The organism is Roseovarius sp. M141, assembly GCF_024355225.1.
Lineage (GTDB): Bacteria > Pseudomonadota > Alphaproteobacteria > Rhodobacterales > Rhodobacteraceae > Roseovarius.
In genome coordinates, this window is the sequence record NZ_VCNH01000008.1 from 2,837,922 (window position 1) to 2,858,674 (window position 20,753).

The following is a 20,753-nucleotide window of genomic DNA, read 5'->3' on the forward strand; positions in this document are numbered from 1 at the left end:
CATAGGAGGGCATAGAATGAGCTTGCAAAACCCCGTTTTCATCCCCGGACCCACCAACATGCCGGAGGAGCTTCGCAAAGCGGCTGACATGCCGACGATCGACCACCGCTCGCCCCTGTTCGGAGAGATCCTGCATCCAGCGCTGGCCGGGGTCAAAAAGATCCTCAAAAGCGATGCCGCCGAGATTTTTGTCTTTCCGTCCACCGGAACGGGCGGCTGGGAAACCGCAATCACCAACACGCTCAGCACCGGTGACAAGGTGCTGGCAGCGCGCAACGGCATGTTCAGCCATCGCTGGATCGACATGTGCCAGCGTCATGCGCTGGACGTGCAAATCGTCGAAACACCTTGGGGTCAGGGCTTGCCCGCCGACCGCTACGAGGAAATCCTGACCGCCGATACCGGGCATCAGATCAGGGCCGTTCTGGCCACGCATAACGAGACGGCAACAGGCGTGAAATCCGACATCGGCGCCGTGCGCGCCGCGCTCGACGCGGCCGGTCATCCAGCCCTCTTGCTGGTCGACGGGGTCAGCTCCATCGCGTCGATGGATTTCCGCATGGACGAATGGGGCGTCGATATCGCCGTGACCGGCAGCCAAAAGGGCTTCATGCTGCCTGCGGGCCTTGCCATCGTGGCGCTGTCGCCCAAGGCGCGCGCAGCGATCGAGACGGCCAATCTGCCGCGCACTTTCTTTGACATCCGCGACATGGCCAAGGGGTATTCGAACAACGCCTATCCCTACACGCCTGCCGTCGGGCTGCTGAATGGACTGAAGCTGTCCACGCAGATGCTGTTGAACGAGGGGCTGGAGAATGTCTTTGCCCGTCATCACCGCATCGCCGAGGGTGTGCGCCGCGCGGTCGGCGCATGGGGTCTGGACCTGTGCGCCGCCAGCCCTGACCTTTATTCCGACACGGTCAGCGCGATCTGCACACCCGACGGGTTCAACGCGACTGATATCGTCACCCACGCCGCCGAGAAATACGGCGTCGCTTACGGCGTCGGTCTGGGCGAGGTTGCAGGCAAAGTGTTCCGCATCGGGCATCTGGGCATGCTGACGGACGTTCTGGCCCTCAGTGGCGTCGCAACCGCCGAGATGGTGATGGTCGATCTGGGCCTCGATATCCAACTGGGATCGGGTGTCGCGGCTGCGCAGGATTTCTATCGCAACCAAAGCGTCCAAAGCCTGCAGGCGGCTGCGTGATGAAGGACGCCGCCATGTATATTCCCACCTATAGCGACGTCGAGGCCGCGCATGAGCGGATCAAGCCCTATATCCGGCACACGCCGGTGCGCACGTCGGATTACCTCAACGAATTGACCGGCGCCGAACTGTTCTTCAAATGCGAGAACTTTCAGGAGCCGGGCGCGTTCAAGGTGCGCGGCGCCAGCAACGCGGTGTTCGGGCTGGACGAGGCGCAGGCCGCAAAGGGCGTGGCGACCCATTCCTCGGGCAACCACGCCTCCTGCCTCAGCTATGCGGCCATGTTGCGGGGGATTCCCTGCAACGTGGTCATGCCTCACACCGCCCCGCAGGCCAAGAAGGACACCGTGCGCCGCTATGGCGGCAAGATCACCGAATGCGAGCCATCCACCACCTCGCGCGAGGAAACCTTTGCCAAGGTGCAGGAGCAGACCGGCGGCGATTTTGTGCATCCCTATAACGATCCGCGCGTCATCGCGGGTCAGGGAACCTGCGCCAAGGAACTGATGGAACAGACCGGCGGCCTTGATATCGTCGTCGCCCCCATCGGCGGCGGCGGCATGATTTCCGGCACCTGCCTGACCCTGTCGAATATCGCGCCCAGGACGCAGATCATCGCGGCAGAGCCGGAGCAGGCCGACGACGCCTATCGCAGCTTCAAGGCGGGTCACATCATCGCCGACGACGCGCCCGAAACAATCGCCGACGGGCTGAAGGTGCCGCTGAAGGATCTGACATGGCATTTCGTCAGCAATCACGTCAGCGACATCCTGACCGCCAGCGAGGACGAGATCATCGAGGCGATGAAGATCACCTGGAAACATCTGCGCATCGTGGCCGAGGCCAGTTCATCGGTCCCGCTGGCGACCATCCTGAAAAACAAGGACGCATTCGCCGGCAAACGCGTGGGCGTCATCATCACCGGCGGCAACGTGGATCTCGATCTGCTGCCGTGGCTCAAGTAAAGGGAACCCCAGACAATGACCAAACATGAAAATTTCGACGGCCTCGAAGTGGGCTTTGACGTCCCTGCCCTGCCCGGCATGGACGAGGCGGACATCCAGACGCCCTGCCTGATCCTCGATCTGGACGCGCTGGAACGCAACATCAAGAAGATGGGTGATTACGCCAAGGCCCACGGCATGCGTCACCGCGCGCATGGCAAGATGCACAAATCCGTCGACGTGCTGAAGCTACAAATGGAACTGGGCGGCGCTGTCGGCGTCTGCTGTCAGAAGGTCAGCGAGGCCGAGGTATTCGCGCGTGCCGGCATCAAGGAAATCCTCGTTTCCAATCAGGTCCGCGACCCGGCCAAGATCGACCGCCTGGCGCGACTTCCGAAGCGCGGCAGCGAGATCATCGTCTGCGTCGATGACGTCGACAACATCGCCGACCTGTCGGCAGCGGCGCAAAAGCACGGCACCGATCTGGGCGTGTTCATCGAAATCGACTGCGGCGCGGGCCGTTGCGGCGTGACCACCACCGACGCCGTCGTTACGATCGGCAAGGCCGTGCGCGACGCCAAGAACCTGACCTTCAAGGGCATTCAGGCCTATCAGGGCGCGATGCAGCACATGGACAGCTTTGACGACCGTCAGGCGAAACTCGACGCGGCCATCGCACAGGTCAAGGACGCCATCGACGGGCTGAAGGCCGAAGGCATCGACTGCGACCTGGTGTCGGGTGGCGGCACGGGGTCCTATTACTTCGAGAGCAACTCGGGCGTCTATAACGAGCTTCAGTGCGGCTCCTACGCCTTCATGGATGCCGATTATGGCCGTATCCTCGACAAGGACGGCAACCGGATCGACGCGGGCGAATGGGAAAACGCGTTCTTCATCCTGACCAGCGTGATGAGCCACGCCAAGGCCGACAAGGCCATCGTCGATGCCGGCCTCAAGGCACAGTCGGTCGATAGCGGCCTGCCCTTCATCTATGGGCGCGACGATGTGGAATACATCAAATGCTCGGACGAGCATGGCGTCGTCGCCGACCCCAAGGGCGTGCTGAAGGTCAACGACAAGTTGAAATTGGTGCCGGGTCACTGCGATCCGACCGCGAACGTACATGACTGGTATGTCGGCGTGCGCGCCGGCAAGGTCGAAACCCTCTGGCCCGTGTCGGCCCGCGGCAAGGCTTACTGAAACCGGTTGAACGGCGGGGGCGATGATCGCCCCTGCCGCCCAAACCCCTAAATAACAGAGATATTTCATGTATATCGTCCCCGAGACGGAAATCGCCGATCTGGTCACGCGCGAACAAAGCTTTGACGCCGTGGAAAAGGTATTCGCCTCCATGTCGGCCAAATCGGCCTATAACTTCCCCGTCATCCGCGAGGCGATCGGCCACGCCGATGCGCTATACGGGTTCAAGTCGGGCTTTGACCGTGCGGCGCTGAATCTGGGCCTGAAATCAGGCGGCTACTGGCCCGGCAACGCCGACAAGGGGCTGACGAACCACCAGTCCACGATTTTCCTGTTCGACGCCGAAACCGGCAAATGCCGCGCCGTCGTGGGCGGCAACCTGTTGACCGCGCTGCGCACCGCCGCCGCCGCTGCCGTGTCGGTCGCGCATCTGGCCCGCAAGGATGCCAAGGTGCTGGGCATCGTCGGTGCCGGCCATCAGGCGAAATTCCAACTGCAAGCCGTGGCCGAGCAACGCGATTTCGAGCGCGTCGTCGCCTGGAACCGCTCGCCCGAGAAGCTGGCGACGCTGGAGCAGACGGCCAAGGATCTGGGCCTGCCGTTCGAGTCCGTGTCGCTGGAAGAACTGGGCGCGCAGTCCGACGTGATTGTCACGATCACGTCGAGCTACGCCGCGATTCTGAATGGCACCCACATCAAGCCGGGTACGCATATCGCGTGCATGGGCACCGATACCAAAGGCAAGCGCGAAGTCGACATGAACAATATCCTGGGCCGCGCAACCCTGTTCACGGATGAAATCGAACAGTCGGTGACGCTGGGCGAATTCCAGCATGCGATCATCGACATGACGATCAAGAAAGAACACATCAACGAAATCGGCGCGGTCATCAATGGCGACCATCCCGGCCGCACGTCCGAGGACGAAATCACCCTGTTCGACGGCACCGGCGTCGGCCTTCAGGATCTGGCGGTCGCATCCGCCGTGGTCGACGAAGCCGTCAAGCGCGGGATTGCCGTTCAGGTGGATTTCTAAGCCCGACAACAACTGACCGCCGGGGCAAAACCCGGCGGCACTGCAATAGAGAGATATGAAGAAATGCCCAAGGACGAGCTGAAAACAGACCGCCAGCAGGAGGCGCTGGATTACCACGAATTTCCGCGCCCCGGCAAGCTGGAGATCCGCGCGACGAAACCCATGGCGACGGGCCGCGATCTGTCGAACGCGTATTCGCCCGGCGTCGCCGATGCCTGCCTTGAGATCGAGAAAAACCCGGCGGATGCGGCGCGCTATACCTCCAAGGGCAATCTGGTCGCCGTCATCTCGAACGGCACCGCCGTTCTGGGGCTGGGCAATATCGGCGCGCAGGCGTCCAAGCCTGTGATGGAGGGCAAGGCGGTCCTGTTCAAGAAGTTCGCCGGCATCGATTGTTTCGACATCGAAGTGAACGAGACCGATCCCGAAAAGCTGGCCGATCTGGTCGCGAGGCTGGAGCCGACATTCGGCGCCGTCAACCTCGAAGACATCAAGGCGCCCGAGTGTTTCATCGTCGAAAAGCTCTGCCGCGAGCGGATGAACATCCCCGTCTTTCACGACGACCAGCACGGCACGGCCATCGTTGCCTCGGCTGCGGCGCATAACGCGCTGATCGTTGCGGGCAAGAAGATCGAGGATATCAAGGTCGTCGCCCTCGGCGCCGGTGCGGCGGGCATCGCCTGCCTCAAGATGCTGATAGTAATGGGCGTCAAACGCGACAATATCACCATGCTGGACAGCAAGGGCGTCGTGCATACCGGGCGCAGCGACCTCAACGAGCAAAAGCAGGAATTCGCGCGCGACACCGTCATGCGCACGACGGACGATGCGATGGCGGGGGCCGATCTGTTCCTCGGTGTGTCCGGCCCCGGCCTGCTGACGCAGGACATGGTGCGCAAGATGGCGGATGACCCGATCATCTTTGCGCTGGCCAACCCCACGCCCGAAATCATGCCGGAAGACGCGCGCGCCGCCGCGCCGGGCGCGCTGATCGCCACGGGCCGTTCGGATTATCCCAATCAGGTCAACAACGTGCTGTGCTTCCCGTTCATCTTTCGCGGGGCGTTGGACGCCGGCGCGACCGAGATCAACGACGCGATGAAGCTGGCTTGTGTCGAGGCGATTGCGGGCCTTGCGCGTGCCACCACTTCGGCCGAGGTCGGAGCGGCCTATCGCGGCGAGCGGCTGACCTTCGGGCCGGAATACCTGATCCCCAAGCCGTTTGATCCGCGCCTTTTGCCGACCATCGCGACTGCTGTCGCGCGTGCGGCGATCGAATCCGGCGTGGCGACACGCGAACTGAACCTCAAGGATTACCAGACCCGCCTACAGGGCGAGGTATTCAAGTCGCACACCATCATGCGTCGCGTCTTTGACGCCGCGCGCGCGTCCAGTCGCCGCATCGTCTTTGCCGAGGGCGAGGATGAGCGCGTGCTGCGCGCCGCCCAGTCGATGATCGAAGATGGCATCGATACCCCCATCCTGATCGGGCGCCCCGACGTCATCGCCGCACGGATCGAACGTGAGGGTCTGACCCTGCGGCCCGGCACCGATTTCGAACTGGTCAACCCGCAGAACGACCCGCGCTATCGCGACTATTGGCAGAGCTATCACCAGATCATGGCCCGGCGTGGTATTACGCCCGATCTGGCCAAGGCGGTGCTGCGCACCAACACCACGGCGATTGCGGCGATCATGGTACAGCGCGGCGACGCCGACAGCATGATCTGCGGCACGTTCGGCGATTACCGCTGGCATCTGAACTATGCCCAGCAAGTGCTGAGCGATGGTGATCTGCACCCCGTTGGCGCGCTGTCGCTTATGATTCTCGATCAGGGGCCGCTCTTTGTCGCCGACACGCATGTGAACATCACGCCCACCCCTGAGCAGTTGGCAGAGACCGTTCTGGCCGCTGCGCGCCATGTGCGCCGCTTCGGGATCGAACCCAAAATCGCGCTTTGTTCAGGCTCGCAATTCGGCAATCTGGCCTGCCCCACCGGCTACGCGATGCGCGGTGCGCTCGATATCTTGGACGCGCAGGCGCCGAATTTCGAATACGAGGGCGAGATGCACACCGATGCTGCGCTGGACCCCGACCTGCGCGAGCGGCTGTTCCCCGGCGGGCGCATGACGGGCAAGGCCAACGTGTTGATCTTTGCCAATACCGATGCCGCAGGCGCGACGCGCAACATCCTGAAATCCGTCGCCGGCGGACTTGAGGTCGGGCCGGTCCTGATGGGGATGGGCAACCGCGTGCATATCGTCACGCCCTCGATCACCGTGCGCGGCCTGCTCAATACCGCCGCGCTCGCCGGATCGGCGGTCGCAAGCTACGGCTGAAAACAAACCGGGGCGCCGAACGGGTGGAGGATCGGTGCGGCCCCCTGGACCTGAAACAGATTTGGAGGAGGAAAACCCAAATGACTGCAATAACCACTGACGTGGACCCGGTCGACGAAAAGCTGCCGCCCGCGAAACTTTTTACACTGGGCTTGCAGCACGTGCTTGTGATGTATGCCGGTGCCATCGCCGTGCCGCTGATCGTGGGACGAGTGCTGAACCTGACCCCTGAACAGGTGGCATTCCTGATCTCGGCTGACCTGTTTGTCTGCGGAGTCGTGACAATCATTCAGTCGATGGGTGCGTCCAAATGGTTTGGCATCAAGATGCCTGTCATGATGGGTGTGACCTTTGCCTCGGTCGGACCTATGGTATCGATCGCGGTTGCAAATCCCGGCCCGGAAGGAGCACGGATGATCTTTGGCGCCATTATCGGCGCAGGTATCATCGCGATGCTGATTGCGCCGCTTGTCAGCCGCATGTTGCGGTTCTTTCCGCCCGTCGTCACTGGCACGATCATTCTTGTGATCGGTGTCACCCTGATGCGGGTCGGGATCAACTGGATCTTTGGCCTGCCGGTTGGCCCCACGGCGCCCGAGATTGTCGATCCAACCCATATAGCCTGGCTCGAAGACGTGCGGGGCATGCTTGCAAGTGGCGCAATCCCGGCGGTGCCGGACGGTTTGACCGTGGCGCCGACGTTGGAAAACCCGCGCTATGCGACGCCGCAGAACATGATGATTTCAGGCCTTGTGCTGCTGACGATCATTGTCGTGATGAAGTACGCGACAGGCTTCCTCGCCAATATCTCGGTGCTGCTGGGGATCATCGTGGGGGCTGTCTTTGCGGCCTTTATCGGGATGATGAGTTTCGACACCGTTGGCCATGCCGACTGGTTCGCCCTGATCACGCCCTTCCGCTTTGGCCTGCCGATTTTCGATCCGATCATGATCCTGACCATGACACTTGTCATGATTGTGGTGATGATTGAATCAACCGGCATGTTCCTGGCCTTGGGCGAGATGTGCAACCGCAAGATCGAGCGTCCGTCGCTGTCGGCTGGCCTTCGGACCGATGGTCTGGGTACGCTGATCGGTGGGGTGTTCAACACGTTCCCCTATACCTCCTTCAGCCAGAATGTGGGCCTTGTCGGTGTGACGGGCATCCGCAGCCGCTATGTCTGCGTCACCGGGGGCGCGATCATGATCGTGCTGGGTTTGGTACCCAAGATGGGCGCGTTGGTCGAGGCGCTGCCGGTCGCGGTTCTGGGCGGCGCGGGTCTGGTCATGTTCGGCATGGTCGCGGCTACCGGCGTGCGTATCCTCGGATCGGTCGAGTTCAAGACCAACCGCTACAACGGCCTGATCGTCGCGATCTCACTGGGCATGGGAATGATCCCGCTGATCGCGCCCGATTTCACCATGTGGCTGCCCCACTCGATCGAACCGCTGATCCACTCGGGCATCCTGCTGGCGGCGATTTCGGCGGTGGGTCTGAACATCGTGTTCAACAACGCCGTCGAGATTTCCGAGGACGAACTGCGCGAGGCTGCCAAGCAATCCGACGGCGGCCACTGATCGCGCGCTATCGCGCTCGGCCCATGGGTGCGCATGAGGCTAACAAGGAGAGGGCGCCGCGTGCGCCCTCTTTTTCACGCGTAGCGGTAAGGAATGGGTTCCCCGATGTTGACAGGCCTGGTGCTACTCTGTGTGGGGGCGGTGCCGTTTCTCAACGGTCTGTGGCTGACGGACCGGATCGCCGACCGCGAGACCGTGGTCATCAACCTGATCGTGGCGGCGATCTCGGCTAGGGTCGCGGCGGTGACGGCCCTTGGCGCGGGCGACGTGGAGGATGTGCGGGCGGGCGCCATGATGCTGCTGGCCAGGATATGCACGGGTTGGCCGCCGGGGCTGGCACTGCTTTACGGCGCGGGCTGAGCGCAATGAAAAACGCCCCGGCAGCCAGCCCGGGGCGCCCAAAACCCAAGTTCGCGGTCGCGCGCTTCAGTTGCCCTGAACGGGCCTCAGTCCTTCTTCTTGCGCGGTGGCATGAGATCGGTGATCGTGCCTTCAAACATCTCGGCGGCGAAGTTCACCGTCTCTGACAGGGTCGGATGCGGGTGGATCGTGTGGCCCAGATCGACAGCATCGGCGCCCATCTCGATCGCCAGCGCGACCTCGGCGATCAGATCGCCGGCGTTCGGCCCAACAATGCCGGCGCCGATCACCCGATCATCGACCTCGTCGAAAACCAGCTTGGTGATGCCTTCAGAACGGCCCAGCGACAGCGAGCGGCCCGAAGCGGCCCATGGGAACACGCCCTTGCCCACCGTGATCCCCTCGGCCTTGGCCTGCGTCTCGGTCATGCCGACCCAGGCGATTTCGGGGTCGGTATAGGCGACGCTGGGAATGATGCGCGCATCGAAATGGCGGTTCTTGCCTGCGCAAACCTCGGCGGCGACCTTGCCCTCATGCACGGCCTTGTGCGCCAGCATTGGCTGTCCGGCCACGTCGCCGATGGCGAAGATATGGCGTGCCCCGGTGCGCTGCTGGCTGTCGACGGCGATAAAGCCGCGATCATCCACCACTACGCCCGCCTTTTCGGCATCCAGCAGCTTGCCGTTGGGACGACGGCCCACGGCGACCAGAACCCTGTCGAATGTGTCGGTGCTGGCCGCGCCTCCCTCATCCTCAAAGGCGACTTTCAGCCCCTTCTTCTGGGCCTCGACGGCTGTGACCCTGGTTTTCAGCAGGATCTTTTCATAGCGCCCCTCGATCCTTTTATGGAGGGGTTTGACGATATCCTTGTCAGCGCCGGGTATGAGCTGATCCATCAATTCGACGATCGTGACATTTGAGCCCAGCGCATCGTAGACACAGGCCATTTCCAGGCCGATGATTCCGCCGCCCAGCACCAGCAGACGTTTGGGAATATCCTCCAACTCCAGCGCGCCGGTACTGTCGATCACGCGCGGATCATCCTGTGGGATGAAGGGCAGCGCCACGGGCTCGGACCCGGCGGCAATGATGCATTGATCGAAGCTGACGGTCTGGGGACCGTTCGCGCCCTCGACCGCGATTGTGTTCGGCCCGGTAAAGCGGCCAAAGCCGTTCACGACCTGCACCTTTCGCGCCTTGGCCAATCCGGAAAGACCGCCGGTCAACTGGCTGACGACCGATGATTTCCAGCCGCGCAAGCCGTCCAGATCGACCTTGGGCCTGCCAAAGCTGATGCCGTGTTCCTGCATCTCTTCGGCCTCGGTGATCACCTTGGCCGCGTGCAGCAGCGCCTTGGAGGGGATGCAGCCCACGTTCAGGCAGACGCCGCCCAGATTGGTATCCTTTTCGATCAGCACGACAGTCTTGCCCAAGTCGGCGGCGCGGAACGCCGCCGAATAACCACCGGGACCGGAGCCGAGCACGACGACCTCGCCGTGAATATCGCCCATGTTCGCCTGCACCTTGAGCGCGGTGGCGGGCGCTGCCGCCTCACCTTCGGCTTCCAGCACCATGATGACGGACCCTTGGGACACCTTGTCGCCCAAGGCGACGCGGATTTCCGCGACCTTGCCGGCGGCTGGGCTGGGCACCTCCATCGTGGCCTTGTCGGATTCAAGTTCCAGCAGCGGGTCTTCGACAACGACGGTATCGCCGACGCTGACCAGAATGCCGATCACTGGAATATCCGTGAAATCGCCGATATCGGGAACGGTTACATCCATGATTCACCCCCCCTCACAGCATCAGCCGGCGCACATCGCCGAGCAGGTGTTTCAGCGTCGCGCAGAACCGCGCGGCCAATGCGCCGTCGATGGCGCGGTGATCGTAGCTGAGGCTGAGCGGCTGCATGTTGCGCGGCTGGAACGCCTCGCCATCCCAGACCGGCGCCATTTTCGAGCGCGTGAGACCGAGGATGGCGACCTCGGGCGCGTTGACGATGGGTGTAAACGACGTGCCGCCGATCCCGCCCAGCGACGATATGGTAAAGGTGGCGCCGGATATTTCATCGCCCTTCAGCTTGCCCTCGCGGGCCTTTGCCGACAGATCGCCCAGCTCCTTCGATATCTCGATGATCCCCTTGCGGTCGGCATCGCGGATGACCGGCACGACCAGCCCGCCGGGCGTGTCGGCGGCGAAACCGATGTTGTAATACCCCTTGCGGATCAGCTTGGTCCCGTCGGGGTGGAGCGAGCTGTTGACCTCCCAGTGCTGTTTCAGAGCCGAAACGCTGGCCTTGATGACAAAGCTCAGCAGCGTGACGCGATAGCCCTCGGCTTTGGCCGCGCCGTCCAACTCGCGGCGATAGCCGTCCAGATCGGTGATGTCGGCTTCGTCATTATGCGTCACATGCGGGATGTTCAGCCAACTGCGGTGCAGCGCCGGGCCGCTCAGCTTCTTGATGCGCGCCATCTCGACGTCTTCGACAGGACCGAATTTCGAGAAATCGACCGCCGGGATGGGCGGGATGCCCATGCCGCCGCCGGAGGGCGCCGCGCCGCTGGCCGGGGCGGAGGCGGATTTCAGATGCGCGGTCACGTCCTCGCGCAGGATGCGGCCCTTGCGCCCGGTGCCGTTCAGCTTGGACAGATCGATATCCAGTTGCCGCGCGAAGGCACGCACCGAGGGCGAGGCATGCGCCTTGCCGAATCCGCGGTCGGTGACAGGCGCGGAGGGGGCTGACGCCGCAGCGGGGGCCGCAGGCGCCGCCGCAGCGGCAGGGGCCGGGGCGGATGCGGACGCAGGTTCTGCGCCCTCCCCTTCGAGGATAAGGACCAGCGATCCCTGGCTGACCCTGTCGCCCTCGGACACGCGGATTTCCGCGACCTTGCCGGCGGCGGGGCTGGGAACCTCCATCGTGGCCTTGTCGCTTTCCAGCTCCAGCAGGGGGTCTTCGACGGCGACGGTATCGCCGACGCTGACCAGAATGCCGATCACCGGAATATCCGTGAAATCGCCGATATCGGGAACGGTTACTTCTATGCTCATCTCATGTCTCCTCGTATCCGGCACTTACACAAGGCGCGGGTTCGGCTTGGCGCCGTCGATGTCGTATTTATTAAGCGCCGCCTGCAGATCCTTGGCGGCAATCGCCCCCTCGCGGTAAAGATCGACCATGGCGGCAGCGGCGATATGGTTCGCGTCCACCTCGAAAAAGCGGCGAAGATTCACGCGGCTGTCCGAGCGGCCGAACCCGTCCGTTCCCAGCACGGTAAAGCGGTTCGGCACATAGGCGCGGATCTGCTCGGCAAAGTTCTTCATGTAATCCGTCGCGCAGATCACAGGCCCCTTGGCGCGGCCGAGTTGCTGCGTTACGAACGACTCGCGCGGATCGGCCAGCGGGTTCAGACGGTTCCACCGCGCGGTGTCCTGCCCGTCGCGGGCCAGCTCGTTCAGCGAGGTGGCCGACCAGATATCGCTGGTCACGCCGAAATCGGCCTCCAGCATTTCGGCAGCCTTCAATGCCTGCACCAGTATCGTGCCGGACCCCATCAGATTGACATGTTTCTTGCCGGGCTTTTTCGTCTCGGACAGGCGGTAGAGACCCTTGATGATGTCGTCCTCGACGCCCGCAGGCATATCGGGATGCGTGTAGTTTTCGTTCATCAAGGTCAGGTAGAAATAGACATCCTCCTGATCGACGAACATGCGTTGCAGACCGTGATGGATCAGCACGGCGACCTCGAAACTGAAGGTCGGATCGTAGCTGATGCAGTTCGGAATGGTCGACGCCAGAATGTGGCTGTGTCCGTCCTCGTGCTGCAAACCCTCGCCGTTCAGGGTGGTGCGCCCTGCCGTCCCGCCCAACATGAAGCCGCGCGCGCGGCTGTCGCCTGCGGCCCAGGCCAGATCGCCAATGCGCTGAAAGCCGAACATCGAATAATAGATGAAGAACGGCACCATCGGCACGCCGTGATTGGAATAGGACGTGGCGGCGGCGATCCAGTCTGCCATCGCGCCGGCCTCGTTGATACCTTCCTGCAAGACCTGACCGTCGGTCTGTTCCTTGTAGAACATCATCTGGTCGGCGTCTTCGGGCGTGTATTTCTGCCCCTCGGGGTTATAGATGCCCGCAGAGCGGAACAGCCCCTCCATCCCGAAGGTGCGACTTTCGTCCGGCACGATGGGCACGACGTTCTTGCCCATATTCTTGTCGCGCAAGAGCGTGGTCAGAACGCGGACAAAAGCCATCGTCGTGGAAATCTCGCGATCTCCGGTGCCTTTCAGTTGCGTCTCGAATTTCGACAGCGGCGGGATTTCCAGCTTGGGGGCGTCACGCCACTCGCGCTTGGGGAACTCGCCGCCCAGTGCCTTGCGCCGGTCGCCCAGATACGCCTTTTGCGCGTTGTTGAGCGTGACCAAGGGTGCATTCGGCAGGTCCGCGTCGCTGACCGGGATGTCGAAACGGTCGCGGAATGCGCGCAGTTGATCCTCGGCCAGCTTTTTCTGCTGGTGGGTGATGTTCTGCCCCTCGCCGGCGGTCCCCATGCCATAGCCCTTGACCGTCTTTATCAGCAGGCAGGTCGGCGTGCCGCGATTGTCGCTGGCGCGTTTGAAGGCGGTATAGACCTTGTCGGGATCATGCCCGCCGCGGCGCAGCGCCCAGATCTGATCGTCGCTCCACTCCTCGACCAGCGCGGCGGTTTCGGGATATTTGCCGAAGAAATGCTTGCGGATATAGGCGCCGTCCTTGGATTTGAACGTCTGGTAATCGCCGTCGACGGTTTCCTCCATCAACTGGCGCAGGCGCCCGGAGGTGTCGTTTTCCAGCAGCTCGTCCCAGCCCTTGCCCCAGAGCAATTTGATGACGTTCCAGCCCGCGCCGCGAAAATCACCCTCCAGCTCCTGCACGATCTTGGAGTTGCCGCGCACCGGCCCGTCAAGGCGCTGAAGATTGCAGTTGACCACGAAAATGAGATTGTCCAGCTTTTCGCGCGCGGCCAGATCAATCGCGCCGCGGCTTTCGGGTTCGTCCATCTCGCCGTCGCCGAGGAATACCCAGACCTTGCGGTCAGCCATGTCGATAAGGCCGCGATTGTGCATATATTTCATGAAGCGCGCCTGATAGATTGCCATCAGCGGCCCCAGACCCATCGAGACGGTCGGAAACTGCCAATAATCCGGCATCAGCCACGGATGCGGATAGGAACTCAGCCCCTCGCCTGAGACCTCGGAGCGGAAATTGTCCATCTGCTCCTGACTCAGCCGCCCCTCCATGAAGGAGCGCGCATATATACCGGGAATCACGTGGCCTTGAAAGAACACCAGATCGCCGCCATGGATGGCCGATTTCGAGCGCCAGAAATGGTTGAGGCCGATATCATACATCACCGCCGAAGATGCGAATGACGCGATATGCCCGCCGTATTCGCTGCTTTCCTTGTTGCGGCGCACGACGGTCGCCATGGCGTTCCAGCGGTTGATGGTGCGAATGCGCCATTCCATCTCCGTGTCGCCGGGAAACGCCTCCTGATCGTCGGCGGGGATGGTGTTCTGGTAGGGCGTGGTCGCGGAAAACGGCAGGTTGGCACCCGCTGCGCGCGCCTGTTGCACGGCCTTGTCCAGCAGGTAATGCGCGCGGTCCGCGCCGTCACGCAGGATCACATCCTCGACCGCTTCCTGCCATTCCAGCGATTCAATGGGGTCAATGTCGGTCGTCGGGTCGGTCATTTCAGTCTCCTGGCGATAGATCGTTGGCGTTATGGATCACAGCATCGCGAAATGCGGCGTGGCCGACAGCCGTCGAATAAGAGGGGGTCGTCACGGGCGCCTGCGCGCCGGGGTTGGCCTGCGCCCCATTTTTGGGGCGCAGGCCGGGGTCTCAGCCGCGATCGTCCTTTGGCAAGGAGCCGTGACCATGGCCCGACCAGCCGCCCGAAACCTCTTCGGTCGCCTCGTCGGCCAGTTCTTCGGGCAGGGCAAGGTTCAGCACGATGGCGATGAACGCCGCCGGCAGAAGACCCGACGTGATGAGAATGCGCGCCGTGTCGGGCAGGTGCATGACCGCGTCAGGCTCAAGCTGCAAACCAAGGCCGACGCTGAGCGCGATGGCAAAGATCACCATGTTGCGCCGGTTCCAGTCCACATCCGACAGCATCGAGATGCCGGCAGCCACGACCATGCCGAACATGACGATCACGCCGCCGCCCAGCACCTCGATCGGCACGGTGCGGATGACCGCGCCAACCTTGGGGACAAGGCCGCAGATAATCAGGAACACAGCGCCGCAGGTCACGACATGGCGGCTCATCACGCCGGTCATGGCGATAAGGCCGACGTTCTGGCTAAAGGATGTGTTGGGAAAGGCGCCGAAGCATCCCGCCAGCGCGGTGCCGATGCCGTCGGCATAGGTCGCGCCGGTAATTTCCGCGTCCGTCGCTTCGCGGCCTGCGCCGCCCTTGGTAATGCCCGAAACGTCACCGACGGTTTCCACCGCCGACACGAAGGCCATCAGGCAAAAGCCGATGATCGCCGCCGCGCTGAACTCGAACCCGTATTTGAAGGGCTGCGGCAGGGCGAAAGCCGCCGCGCCGTTCCATGACGTACCGATCGCGCCGAAATCGAGGATACCGACCAGCAGCGCGTAACCATAACCGACCAGCAAGCCCAGCAGGACAGCTGAAACCGACAGCATCCCGCGCGCAAAGAATTTCAGCACCAGCGTGACCGCGATCACCACCAGCGCTGCTGACCAATTCAGCAAGGAACCGTATTCAGCCGCGCCCGACATCTTGGCCGGAACGCCGCCAGCCGCATATTGGATGCCCACCTGAACCAGAGCGAGGCCGATCATCGTCACGACAAGCCCCGTCACCAGAGGCGGCAGGGCAAAGCGGATCTTGCCGATCACGGTGCCAAGGCAGGCGTGAAAGATGCCGCCGATGATGACACCGGCAAAGAGAGCCGACAAGCCGTCGATCCCCTTGCCCGCAACCAGCGGAATCATGATCGGAAGGAAGGCGAATGACGTCCCTTGCACAATGGGCAGCGCTGCGCCCACGGGTCCGACGGTGATGGTCTGCAAAAGCGTCGCGATGCCCGCGAACAGCATCGACATCTGGATCAGATACAACAGTTCGGGGAAATCGGGCGAGTTCGAGCCAAAGCCGAAACCCGCCGCCCCCGCCACGATGATTGCTGGCGTCACGTTCGAGACGAACATCGCCAGAACGTGCTGGATGCCCAGCGGTATGCCACGCCCAAGACCCGGAAAATAATTCGGATCACGCAGCTGTTCTGGCGTTCCTATGGAATTGTCGGCCACTGATGTTTCTCCCGTGGAGATTGTTGGTTTTTTTGCCCGCTCTTGGTGGCGGCTATGTGATGGATTCGACGACGTAAGGCGCGTCGAACCAGTGTTCTTCCAGATTTGCGCCGTCACCGATGCGGTCGACCACGGCAAAGGTGCCGGGCGCCTCGATCGGGGCCAGAACGCCGTGCCAGACGCCGCGATGCAGGTTGATCGACTGGCCGGGCTTCGTCACGAAGGCACGCGGATTGATCGGCGTGCCGCCCTCGTCATCCGCCACGACCACCAGAAACGGCACCGGCGTCACCGGGATGAAGGCTTGGCTGCCCTCGGGGTGACGTTCGACCATGTCGACCGTGTGGGGCAGATGCCGCGGCTTGGCATCAAACAGACTGATACCTGCGCGCCCATCCGCGAAATCGAGTTTCGCCAGATCGTGATGGCGTCCGCACATACCCTGATTGATCAGCTTGGTCGGGGTCTCCTGCAACTCGATCACGTCGCCATAACGGGCGAAGTCCGCGGCATTCAGCGGGGTGGTTTTCAATATGTTGCTCATGTGGGCAGTGCGTCCTTCAGGCGCCATTCGCCGATCCGCTCGACCTGTTTGCAGGCCTCCGCGAATTCGGTCTCGCTGTCGTTGTGGATCCGGCGGCGGAACGCCTCTTCTATCGATGCTTTGGTGTTGTCGCGCACCGCGATGATGAAGGGAAAGCCGTGTTTTTCGACATATTCGCCATTCAGTTTCTGAAACATCGCGCGTTCCTCGTCGGTCAGCAGGTCCAGCCCGGCGCCCGCCTGTTCCGACGTGCTTTCCGCCGTCAGCTTGCCCGCCGAGGCCAGCTTCCCGGCCAGATCGGGGTGCGCGGTCAGAACGCCCAGCCGCTCTTCGCGGGTGGCGCTACGGAACATGCGGCAGAGCGCGTGATGCAGGCCGGCCGCGCTGTCATGCGCGGGACCAAGCTCCAGATCATGGGCGCGCTCGGCGATCCATGGGGAATGCTCGAAAATGCTGCCATAGGCGGCGACGAACTCCTCGCGGCTCATCTGCGAGGGGCGCGCATAATGCTGCACCGGGTGATGCTGCTGCCAGTGATGGGCAATGTCGATGCGCCGCGCGAACCAGACGCCCTGCTTTTCCTGAGCGTATTCCATGAATCGGCGTAGCGCCATGACGCGTCCGGGGCGTCCGATCAGGCGGCAATGCAGGCCGATCGACAGCATCTTGGCATGACCATCCTCACCCTCGGCATAAAGCGCATCAAAGCTGTCCTTGAGGTAGCTGAAGAACTGGTCGCCCGAATTGAACCCCTGCGGAGTGGCAAACCGCATGTCGTTGCAATCCAGCGTATAGGGGACGACCAGCTGATCGCGCCCGGCGGCATGCACCCAATAGGGCAGATCGTCGGCATAAACGTCCGCGACATAGTCGAAACCGCCCTCTTCGGCGGCCTGAGCCACGGTATTTTCCGAGCAACGGCCAGTATACCAGCCACGGGGGCGCATCCCCGTCACCTCGGTATGCAGGCGAATCGCCTCCAGCATGTCGGCGCGCTCGGCCTCGGGGGTGGCGTCCTTGTATTCGATCCATTTCAGGCCGTGGCTGGCGATTTCCCAATCGGCGGCCTGCATGGCGCGCACCTGTTCAGGGCTGCGGGCCAGCGCGGTGGCGACACCATAGACCGTCACCGGAATGTCCTTTTCCGTGAAAAGACGGTGCAGACGCCAGAATCCGGCGCGTGCCCCGTATTCATAGATTGATTCCATGTTCCAGTGACGCTGGCCCGGCCAGGGCGCGGCGCCCACGATCTCGGACAGGAACGCCTCTGACGCAGCGTCACCGTGCAGGATGTTGTTTTCCCCGCCTTCTTCGTAGTTTATGACGAACTGAACGGCGATCTTCGCGCCATTTGGCCACTTGGGATCGGGCGTCGCGGGACCATATCCACGCATGTCGCGGGCATAACGATTCATGTATTACCTCATCTGAGCTTTGATCTGGTTGTAAAAAAAAACAATCGCCGTGACCTTCCCAAAATTTTTGAAAGAGCTTGTTGCAACTCTACAATGTCATTGTGCGGCCGGACGGTGCAGGACATATTCCAACGTCAGCAGGAAGGATATGAGATGGCAGGTTACTTGACGACACATGTTCTGGACACCGCGCGCGGTTGCCCCGCCGAAGGGCTGAAGATCGAGCTTTTCCGCATCGAGGGCGACAGCCGCACCCATCTCAAGACGCTGACCACCAACGACGACGGGCGCACGGATGAACAGATCCTGCCCGCCGACCAGTTCGCCACCGGTACCTACGAACTGGTGTTTCACGCCGGTGACTACCTGACCGCCACCGGAACGCCGCCCGAAGAGCCGCGCTTTCTGGACGTGGTGCCGCTGCGCTTTGGCATGTCCGAGGCCAGCCATTATCATGTGCCGCTGCTGTTGTCGCCGTTCGGGTATTCCACCTATCGCGGTAGCTAAGCCGGCTCAGCCGCCTTTGGGCAGCGCGGCGTTGATGTGGCGCACCATGAAATCGATCAATAGCCGCGCCTTCGGGTCCTGCTTGCGCCGGTGTGTGTAGAGGCACCCCATCTGCACCGGCAGCGGCGGTTCTTCTTCCAGCACCTTGACGAGACGGCCCGCCTTGAGGTGATCGGCCACCTCGAAAAACGACTTCAGGATGATCCCGTGGCCGTCCAGCGCCCAGTTGGTCAGAACGTCGCCATGGTCGCATTCGAACGGGCCAGTCACGGTAATGCGCTTGATCCCGTCGGGCGTCTGCAAGGGCCACTGGAATTCCGGGGCGCCGGGATAACGCAGGTTCAGACAGTCATGCGCGTCGGCCTTCAGGCTGGCGCTGGTTTCGGGCATCCCCTTGCGCGCGATATAGGACGGCGCCGCGCACAAAACGCGCGGGCAATCCGCGATCTTGCGGATGCGCATGGTGGAATCTTCGGGAAGACCCAGAAAGAACGCGGCGTCCAGCCCTTCGGCAGCGATGTCGATCTTGCGGTCCGATAGCCGCAGCCGCAGATCTATCAGCGGGTATTCAGCCTTGAACAGCGGCATCGCCGGCGCGATCAGCCGCTGACCCAGGCCCAGTGGTGCGGCGACATGCAGCGTTCCGCGCGGCGATTGCGTGATGCTGGACATCTCGCTTTCGGCCTCGTCCACCGCTTCGAGAATGCGGCAGGCGCCTGCATAAAAGACCGTCCCCTGCTCGGTCGGGTTCAGCATGCGGGTGGTGCGCTGAAACAGGCGGATGTTCAGATGTTCCTCAAGGTGGGCGATGCGCGCTGACGCGACGGCAGCCGAAATTCGCTGATCGCGCGCGGCCGCGGACATGTTGCCAAGCTCGTAGACCCTGACGAAAGTGCGGATATTGTCCAGATACGCCATGACACATCATTATTAGGTTTCGCTTGAAGCAGCTAGGACATTTTCCAGAATTCAGGACAGTCTGGAAATACGATACCACCGCTCAGATACGAACACAGGGAGCAAACTATGTATGATCTGGCAATAATGTGGGACTGGCTGGCCTTTGCGGTGCGCTGGCTGCATGTCATCACGGCCATCGCGTGGATCGGCTCGTCCTTCTATTTCGTGGCACTCGATCTGGGCCTGCGCAAGGTGCCGCACCTGCCCGTCGGCGCACATGGCGAGGAATGGCAGGTTCACGGCGGCGGGTTCTACCACATCCAGAAATATCTGGTCGCACCGGAAAACATGCCGGATCATCTGACGTGGTTCAAATGGGAGAGCTACGCAACGTGGCTGTCCGGTGCGGCGATGCTGATGATCGTCTACTGGGTCGGCGCCGAGCTATATCTAATCGATCCGTCCAAGGCCGACCTTTCGACCTTTCAGGCAATCCTGATCTCTGCCGCATCGCTCAGTATCGGCTGGCTGATCTATGACTTCCTTTGCAAATCGGGTCTGGGCGAAAAGCCGACCTTCCTGATGGTGCTGCTGTTCGTACTGCTGGTGGCGATGGCATGGGGGTATAACCAGATTTTTACCGGGCGCGCCGCACTGCTGCATCTGGGTGCCTTCACCGCCACGATCATGACGGCCAACGTGTTCTTCATCATCATGCCGAACCAGCGTATCGTGGTCAAAGACCTTCAGGAAGGCCGCAAGCCCGACCCCAAATATGGCAAGATCGCCAAGCTGCGCTCGACCCACAACAACTATCTGACGCTGCCGGTGCTGTTCCTGATGCTCAGCAACCACTATCCGCTGGCCTTCGCCACCGAATATAACTGGCTGATCGCGGCACTGGTGTTCCTGATGGGCGTGACGATCCGGCACTATTTCAACACGATGCACGCACGCGGCAAAAGCCCGACCTGGACATGGGCGGCGACCGCGGCACTGTTCATCGCGATCATGTGGCTCAGCACCGCGCCGCTGATGCAGGACAGCTATGAAGCCTCCGAAGAGCGCGCGCTCAACCCGATTGAGCAGGTTTTCGCATCCGCCGAGGGGTTCGACGAGGTGACGAACATCGTGCCGGGCCGCTGCGCCATGTGCCACGCGCGCGAGCCCTTCTGGGACGGCATCCGCCGCGCCCCCAAGGACGTGCTGCTGGAAACCCCCGCCGACATCGCCCGCGCGGCGCGCCAGATCTATCTTCAGGCCGGCGTGACCCATGCAATGCCGCCAGCCAATGTGTCCTACATGGAAGAAGAAGAGCGCCAGAAGATCGTCGAGTGGTTCAGGAACGCGGGCAAGGATCTGCCATTCTACGTGGCCTTGCGGTAAGACCTCTCGCCAC

At 62.2% G+C, this 20,753-nt stretch carries 16 protein-coding genes; 9 read left to right on the forward strand and 7 right to left on the reverse strand.

The features are described from left to right. Nucleotides 1–16: 16 nt before the first annotated feature. From bhcA to FGD77_RS17690, 7 genes are all read left to right on the forward strand, one after another. Entirely contained in the window at nt 17–1,207 is a 1,191-nt protein-coding gene (gene bhcA / locus FGD77_RS17660; RefSeq protein ID WP_255011700.1) for an L-aspartate--glyoxylate aminotransferase BhcA, read from the forward strand. Beyond that, nucleotides 1,207–2,172 (forward strand): beta-hydroxyaspartate dehydratase BhcB, encoded by a 966-nt coding sequence (gene bhcB, locus FGD77_RS17665; RefSeq protein ID WP_255011702.1) that lies wholly within the window; start codon nt 1,207–1,209, stop codon nt 2,170–2,172. Before bhcA ends, bhcB begins: the two co-directional genes overlap by 1 nt. A gap of 15 nt (nt 2,173–2,187) precedes the next feature. Continuing rightward, the gene (gene bhcC, locus FGD77_RS17670; protein ID WP_255011704.1) at nt 2,188–3,351 is read left to right on the forward strand and encodes a 3-hydroxy-D-aspartate aldolase BhcC; all 1,164 of its coding nucleotides are present in this window, start codon (nt 2,188–2,190) and stop codon (nt 3,349–3,351) included. Nucleotides 3,352–3,418: 67 nt separating this feature from the next. Continuing rightward, nucleotides 3,419–4,387 carry an iminosuccinate reductase BhcD gene (gene bhcD / locus FGD77_RS17675; RefSeq protein WP_255011707.1) on the forward strand — a complete coding sequence of 323 codons (969 nt, stop codon included), beginning with the start codon at nt 3,419–3,421 and terminating at the stop codon, nt 4,385–4,387. Between the two features lie 63 nt (nt 4,388–4,450). After that, nucleotides 4,451–6,727 (forward strand): NADP-dependent malic enzyme, encoded by a 2,277-nt coding sequence (locus FGD77_RS17680; RefSeq protein ID WP_255011710.1) that lies wholly within the window; start codon nt 4,451–4,453, stop codon nt 6,725–6,727. Between the two features lie 80 nt (nt 6,728–6,807). After that, nucleotides 6,808–8,304, forward strand: coding sequence for a nucleobase:cation symporter-2 family protein (locus tag FGD77_RS17685; RefSeq protein ID WP_255011713.1), 1,497 nt, complete (start codon nt 6,808–6,810; stop codon nt 8,302–8,304). 105 nt (nt 8,305–8,409) lie between these two features. Continuing rightward, on the forward strand, nt 8,410–8,664 hold the full coding sequence (locus tag FGD77_RS17690; RefSeq protein ID WP_255011716.1) for an AmiS/UreI family transporter: 255 nt from the start codon (nt 8,410–8,412) through the stop codon (nt 8,662–8,664). A gap of 86 nt (nt 8,665–8,750) precedes the next feature. Here FGD77_RS17690 and lpdA read toward each other — a convergent pair whose 3' ends face one another. The 6 genes from lpdA to puuE form a co-directional block, all read right to left on the reverse strand. Next, nucleotides 8,751–10,448: a dihydrolipoyl dehydrogenase gene (lpdA, locus tag FGD77_RS17695; RefSeq protein ID WP_255011719.1), complete on the reverse strand. Its 1,698-nt coding sequence runs from the start codon at nt 10,446–10,448 to the stop codon at nt 8,751–8,753. 13 nt (nt 10,449–10,461) lie between these two features. Continuing rightward, a complete protein-coding gene (gene aceF, locus FGD77_RS17700) occupies nt 10,462–11,712 on the reverse strand; it encodes a dihydrolipoyllysine-residue acetyltransferase (protein WP_255011720.1) in 1,251 nt (416 codons plus the stop codon). Between the two features lie 24 nt (nt 11,713–11,736). Continuing rightward, complete coding sequence (aceE, locus tag FGD77_RS17705) at nt 11,737–14,394, reverse strand: pyruvate dehydrogenase (acetyl-transferring), homodimeric type (RefSeq protein WP_255011721.1); 2,658 nt, start codon at nt 14,392–14,394, stop codon at nt 11,737–11,739. A 151-nt stretch (nt 14,395–14,545) separates the two neighbouring features. After that, on the reverse strand, nt 14,546–15,988 hold the full coding sequence (locus FGD77_RS17710; protein ID WP_255011722.1) for a nucleobase:cation symporter-2 family protein: 1,443 nt from the start codon (nt 15,986–15,988) through the stop codon (nt 14,546–14,548). 52 nt (nt 15,989–16,040) lie between these two features. Continuing rightward, nucleotides 16,041–16,532: an ureidoglycolate lyase gene (locus tag FGD77_RS17715; protein WP_255011723.1), complete on the reverse strand. Its 492-nt coding sequence runs from the start codon at nt 16,530–16,532 to the stop codon at nt 16,041–16,043. After that, nucleotides 16,529–17,947 carry an allantoinase PuuE gene (gene puuE, locus FGD77_RS17720; RefSeq protein WP_255011726.1) on the reverse strand — a complete coding sequence of 473 codons (1,419 nt, stop codon included), beginning with the start codon at nt 17,945–17,947 and terminating at the stop codon, nt 16,529–16,531. Before puuE ends, FGD77_RS17715 begins: the two co-directional genes overlap by 4 nt. Nucleotides 17,948–18,100: 153 nt before the next feature. On the opposite strand from puuE, the gene uraH reads away from it, so the two are divergent. After that, nucleotides 18,101–18,454: a hydroxyisourate hydrolase gene (gene uraH / locus FGD77_RS17725; RefSeq protein ID WP_255011734.1), complete on the forward strand. Its 354-nt coding sequence runs from the start codon at nt 18,101–18,103 to the stop codon at nt 18,452–18,454. A gap of 6 nt (nt 18,455–18,460) precedes the next feature. Here the strand turns inward: uraH and FGD77_RS17730 are convergent, their stop codons facing one another. Then, a complete protein-coding gene (locus FGD77_RS17730) occupies nt 18,461–19,372 on the reverse strand; it encodes a LysR family transcriptional regulator (RefSeq protein WP_255011737.1) in 912 nt (303 codons plus the stop codon). 108 nt (nt 19,373–19,480) lie between these two features. Here FGD77_RS17730 and FGD77_RS17735 point away from each other — a divergent pair, with 108 nt between their 5' ends. Continuing rightward, complete coding sequence (locus FGD77_RS17735) at nt 19,481–20,740, forward strand: urate hydroxylase PuuD (RefSeq protein WP_255011740.1); 1,260 nt, start codon at nt 19,481–19,483, stop codon at nt 20,738–20,740. The last annotated feature ends 13 nt before the right edge of the window (nt 20,741–20,753 follow it).

Bases quoted from the DNA above. Each gene is read 5' to 3' on its own strand.
- bhcA (WP_255011700.1), top strand. From the start codon at position 17: ATGAGCTTGCAAAACCCCGTTTTCATCCCCGGACCCACCAACATGCCG.
- bhcB (WP_255011702.1), top strand. From the start codon at position 1,207: ATGAAGGACGCCGCCATGTATATTCCCACCTATAGCGACGTCGAGGCC.
- bhcC (WP_255011704.1), top strand. From the start codon at position 2,188: ATGACCAAACATGAAAATTTCGACGGCCTCGAAGTGGGCTTTGACGTC.
- bhcD (WP_255011707.1), top strand. From the start codon at position 3,419: ATGTATATCGTCCCCGAGACGGAAATCGCCGATCTGGTCACGCGCGAA.
- FGD77_RS17680 (WP_255011710.1), top strand. From the start codon at position 4,451: ATGCCCAAGGACGAGCTGAAAACAGACCGCCAGCAGGAGGCGCTGGAT.
- FGD77_RS17685 (WP_255011713.1), top strand. From the start codon at position 6,808: ATGACTGCAATAACCACTGACGTGGACCCGGTCGACGAAAAGCTGCCG.
- FGD77_RS17690 (WP_255011716.1), top strand. From the start codon at position 8,410: ATGTTGACAGGCCTGGTGCTACTCTGTGTGGGGGCGGTGCCGTTTCTC.
- lpdA (WP_255011719.1), bottom strand. From the start codon at position 10,448: ATGGATGTAACCGTTCCCGATATCGGCGATTTCACGGATATTCCAGTG.
- aceF (WP_255011720.1), bottom strand. From the start codon at position 11,712: ATGAGCATAGAAGTAACCGTTCCCGATATCGGCGATTTCACGGATATT.
- aceE (WP_255011721.1), bottom strand. From the start codon at position 14,394: ATGACCGACCCGACGACCGACATTGACCCCATTGAATCGCTGGAATGG.
- FGD77_RS17715 (WP_255011723.1), bottom strand. From the start codon at position 16,532: ATGAGCAACATATTGAAAACCACCCCGCTGAATGCCGCGGACTTCGCC.
- puuE (WP_255011726.1), bottom strand. From the start codon at position 17,947: ATGAATCGTTATGCCCGCGACATGCGTGGATATGGTCCCGCGACGCCC.
- uraH (WP_255011734.1), top strand. From the start codon at position 18,101: ATGGCAGGTTACTTGACGACACATGTTCTGGACACCGCGCGCGGTTGC.
- FGD77_RS17730 (WP_255011737.1), bottom strand. From the start codon at position 19,372: ATGGCGTATCTGGACAATATCCGCACTTTCGTCAGGGTCTACGAGCTT.
- FGD77_RS17735 (WP_255011740.1), top strand. From the start codon at position 19,481: ATGTATGATCTGGCAATAATGTGGGACTGGCTGGCCTTTGCGGTGCGC.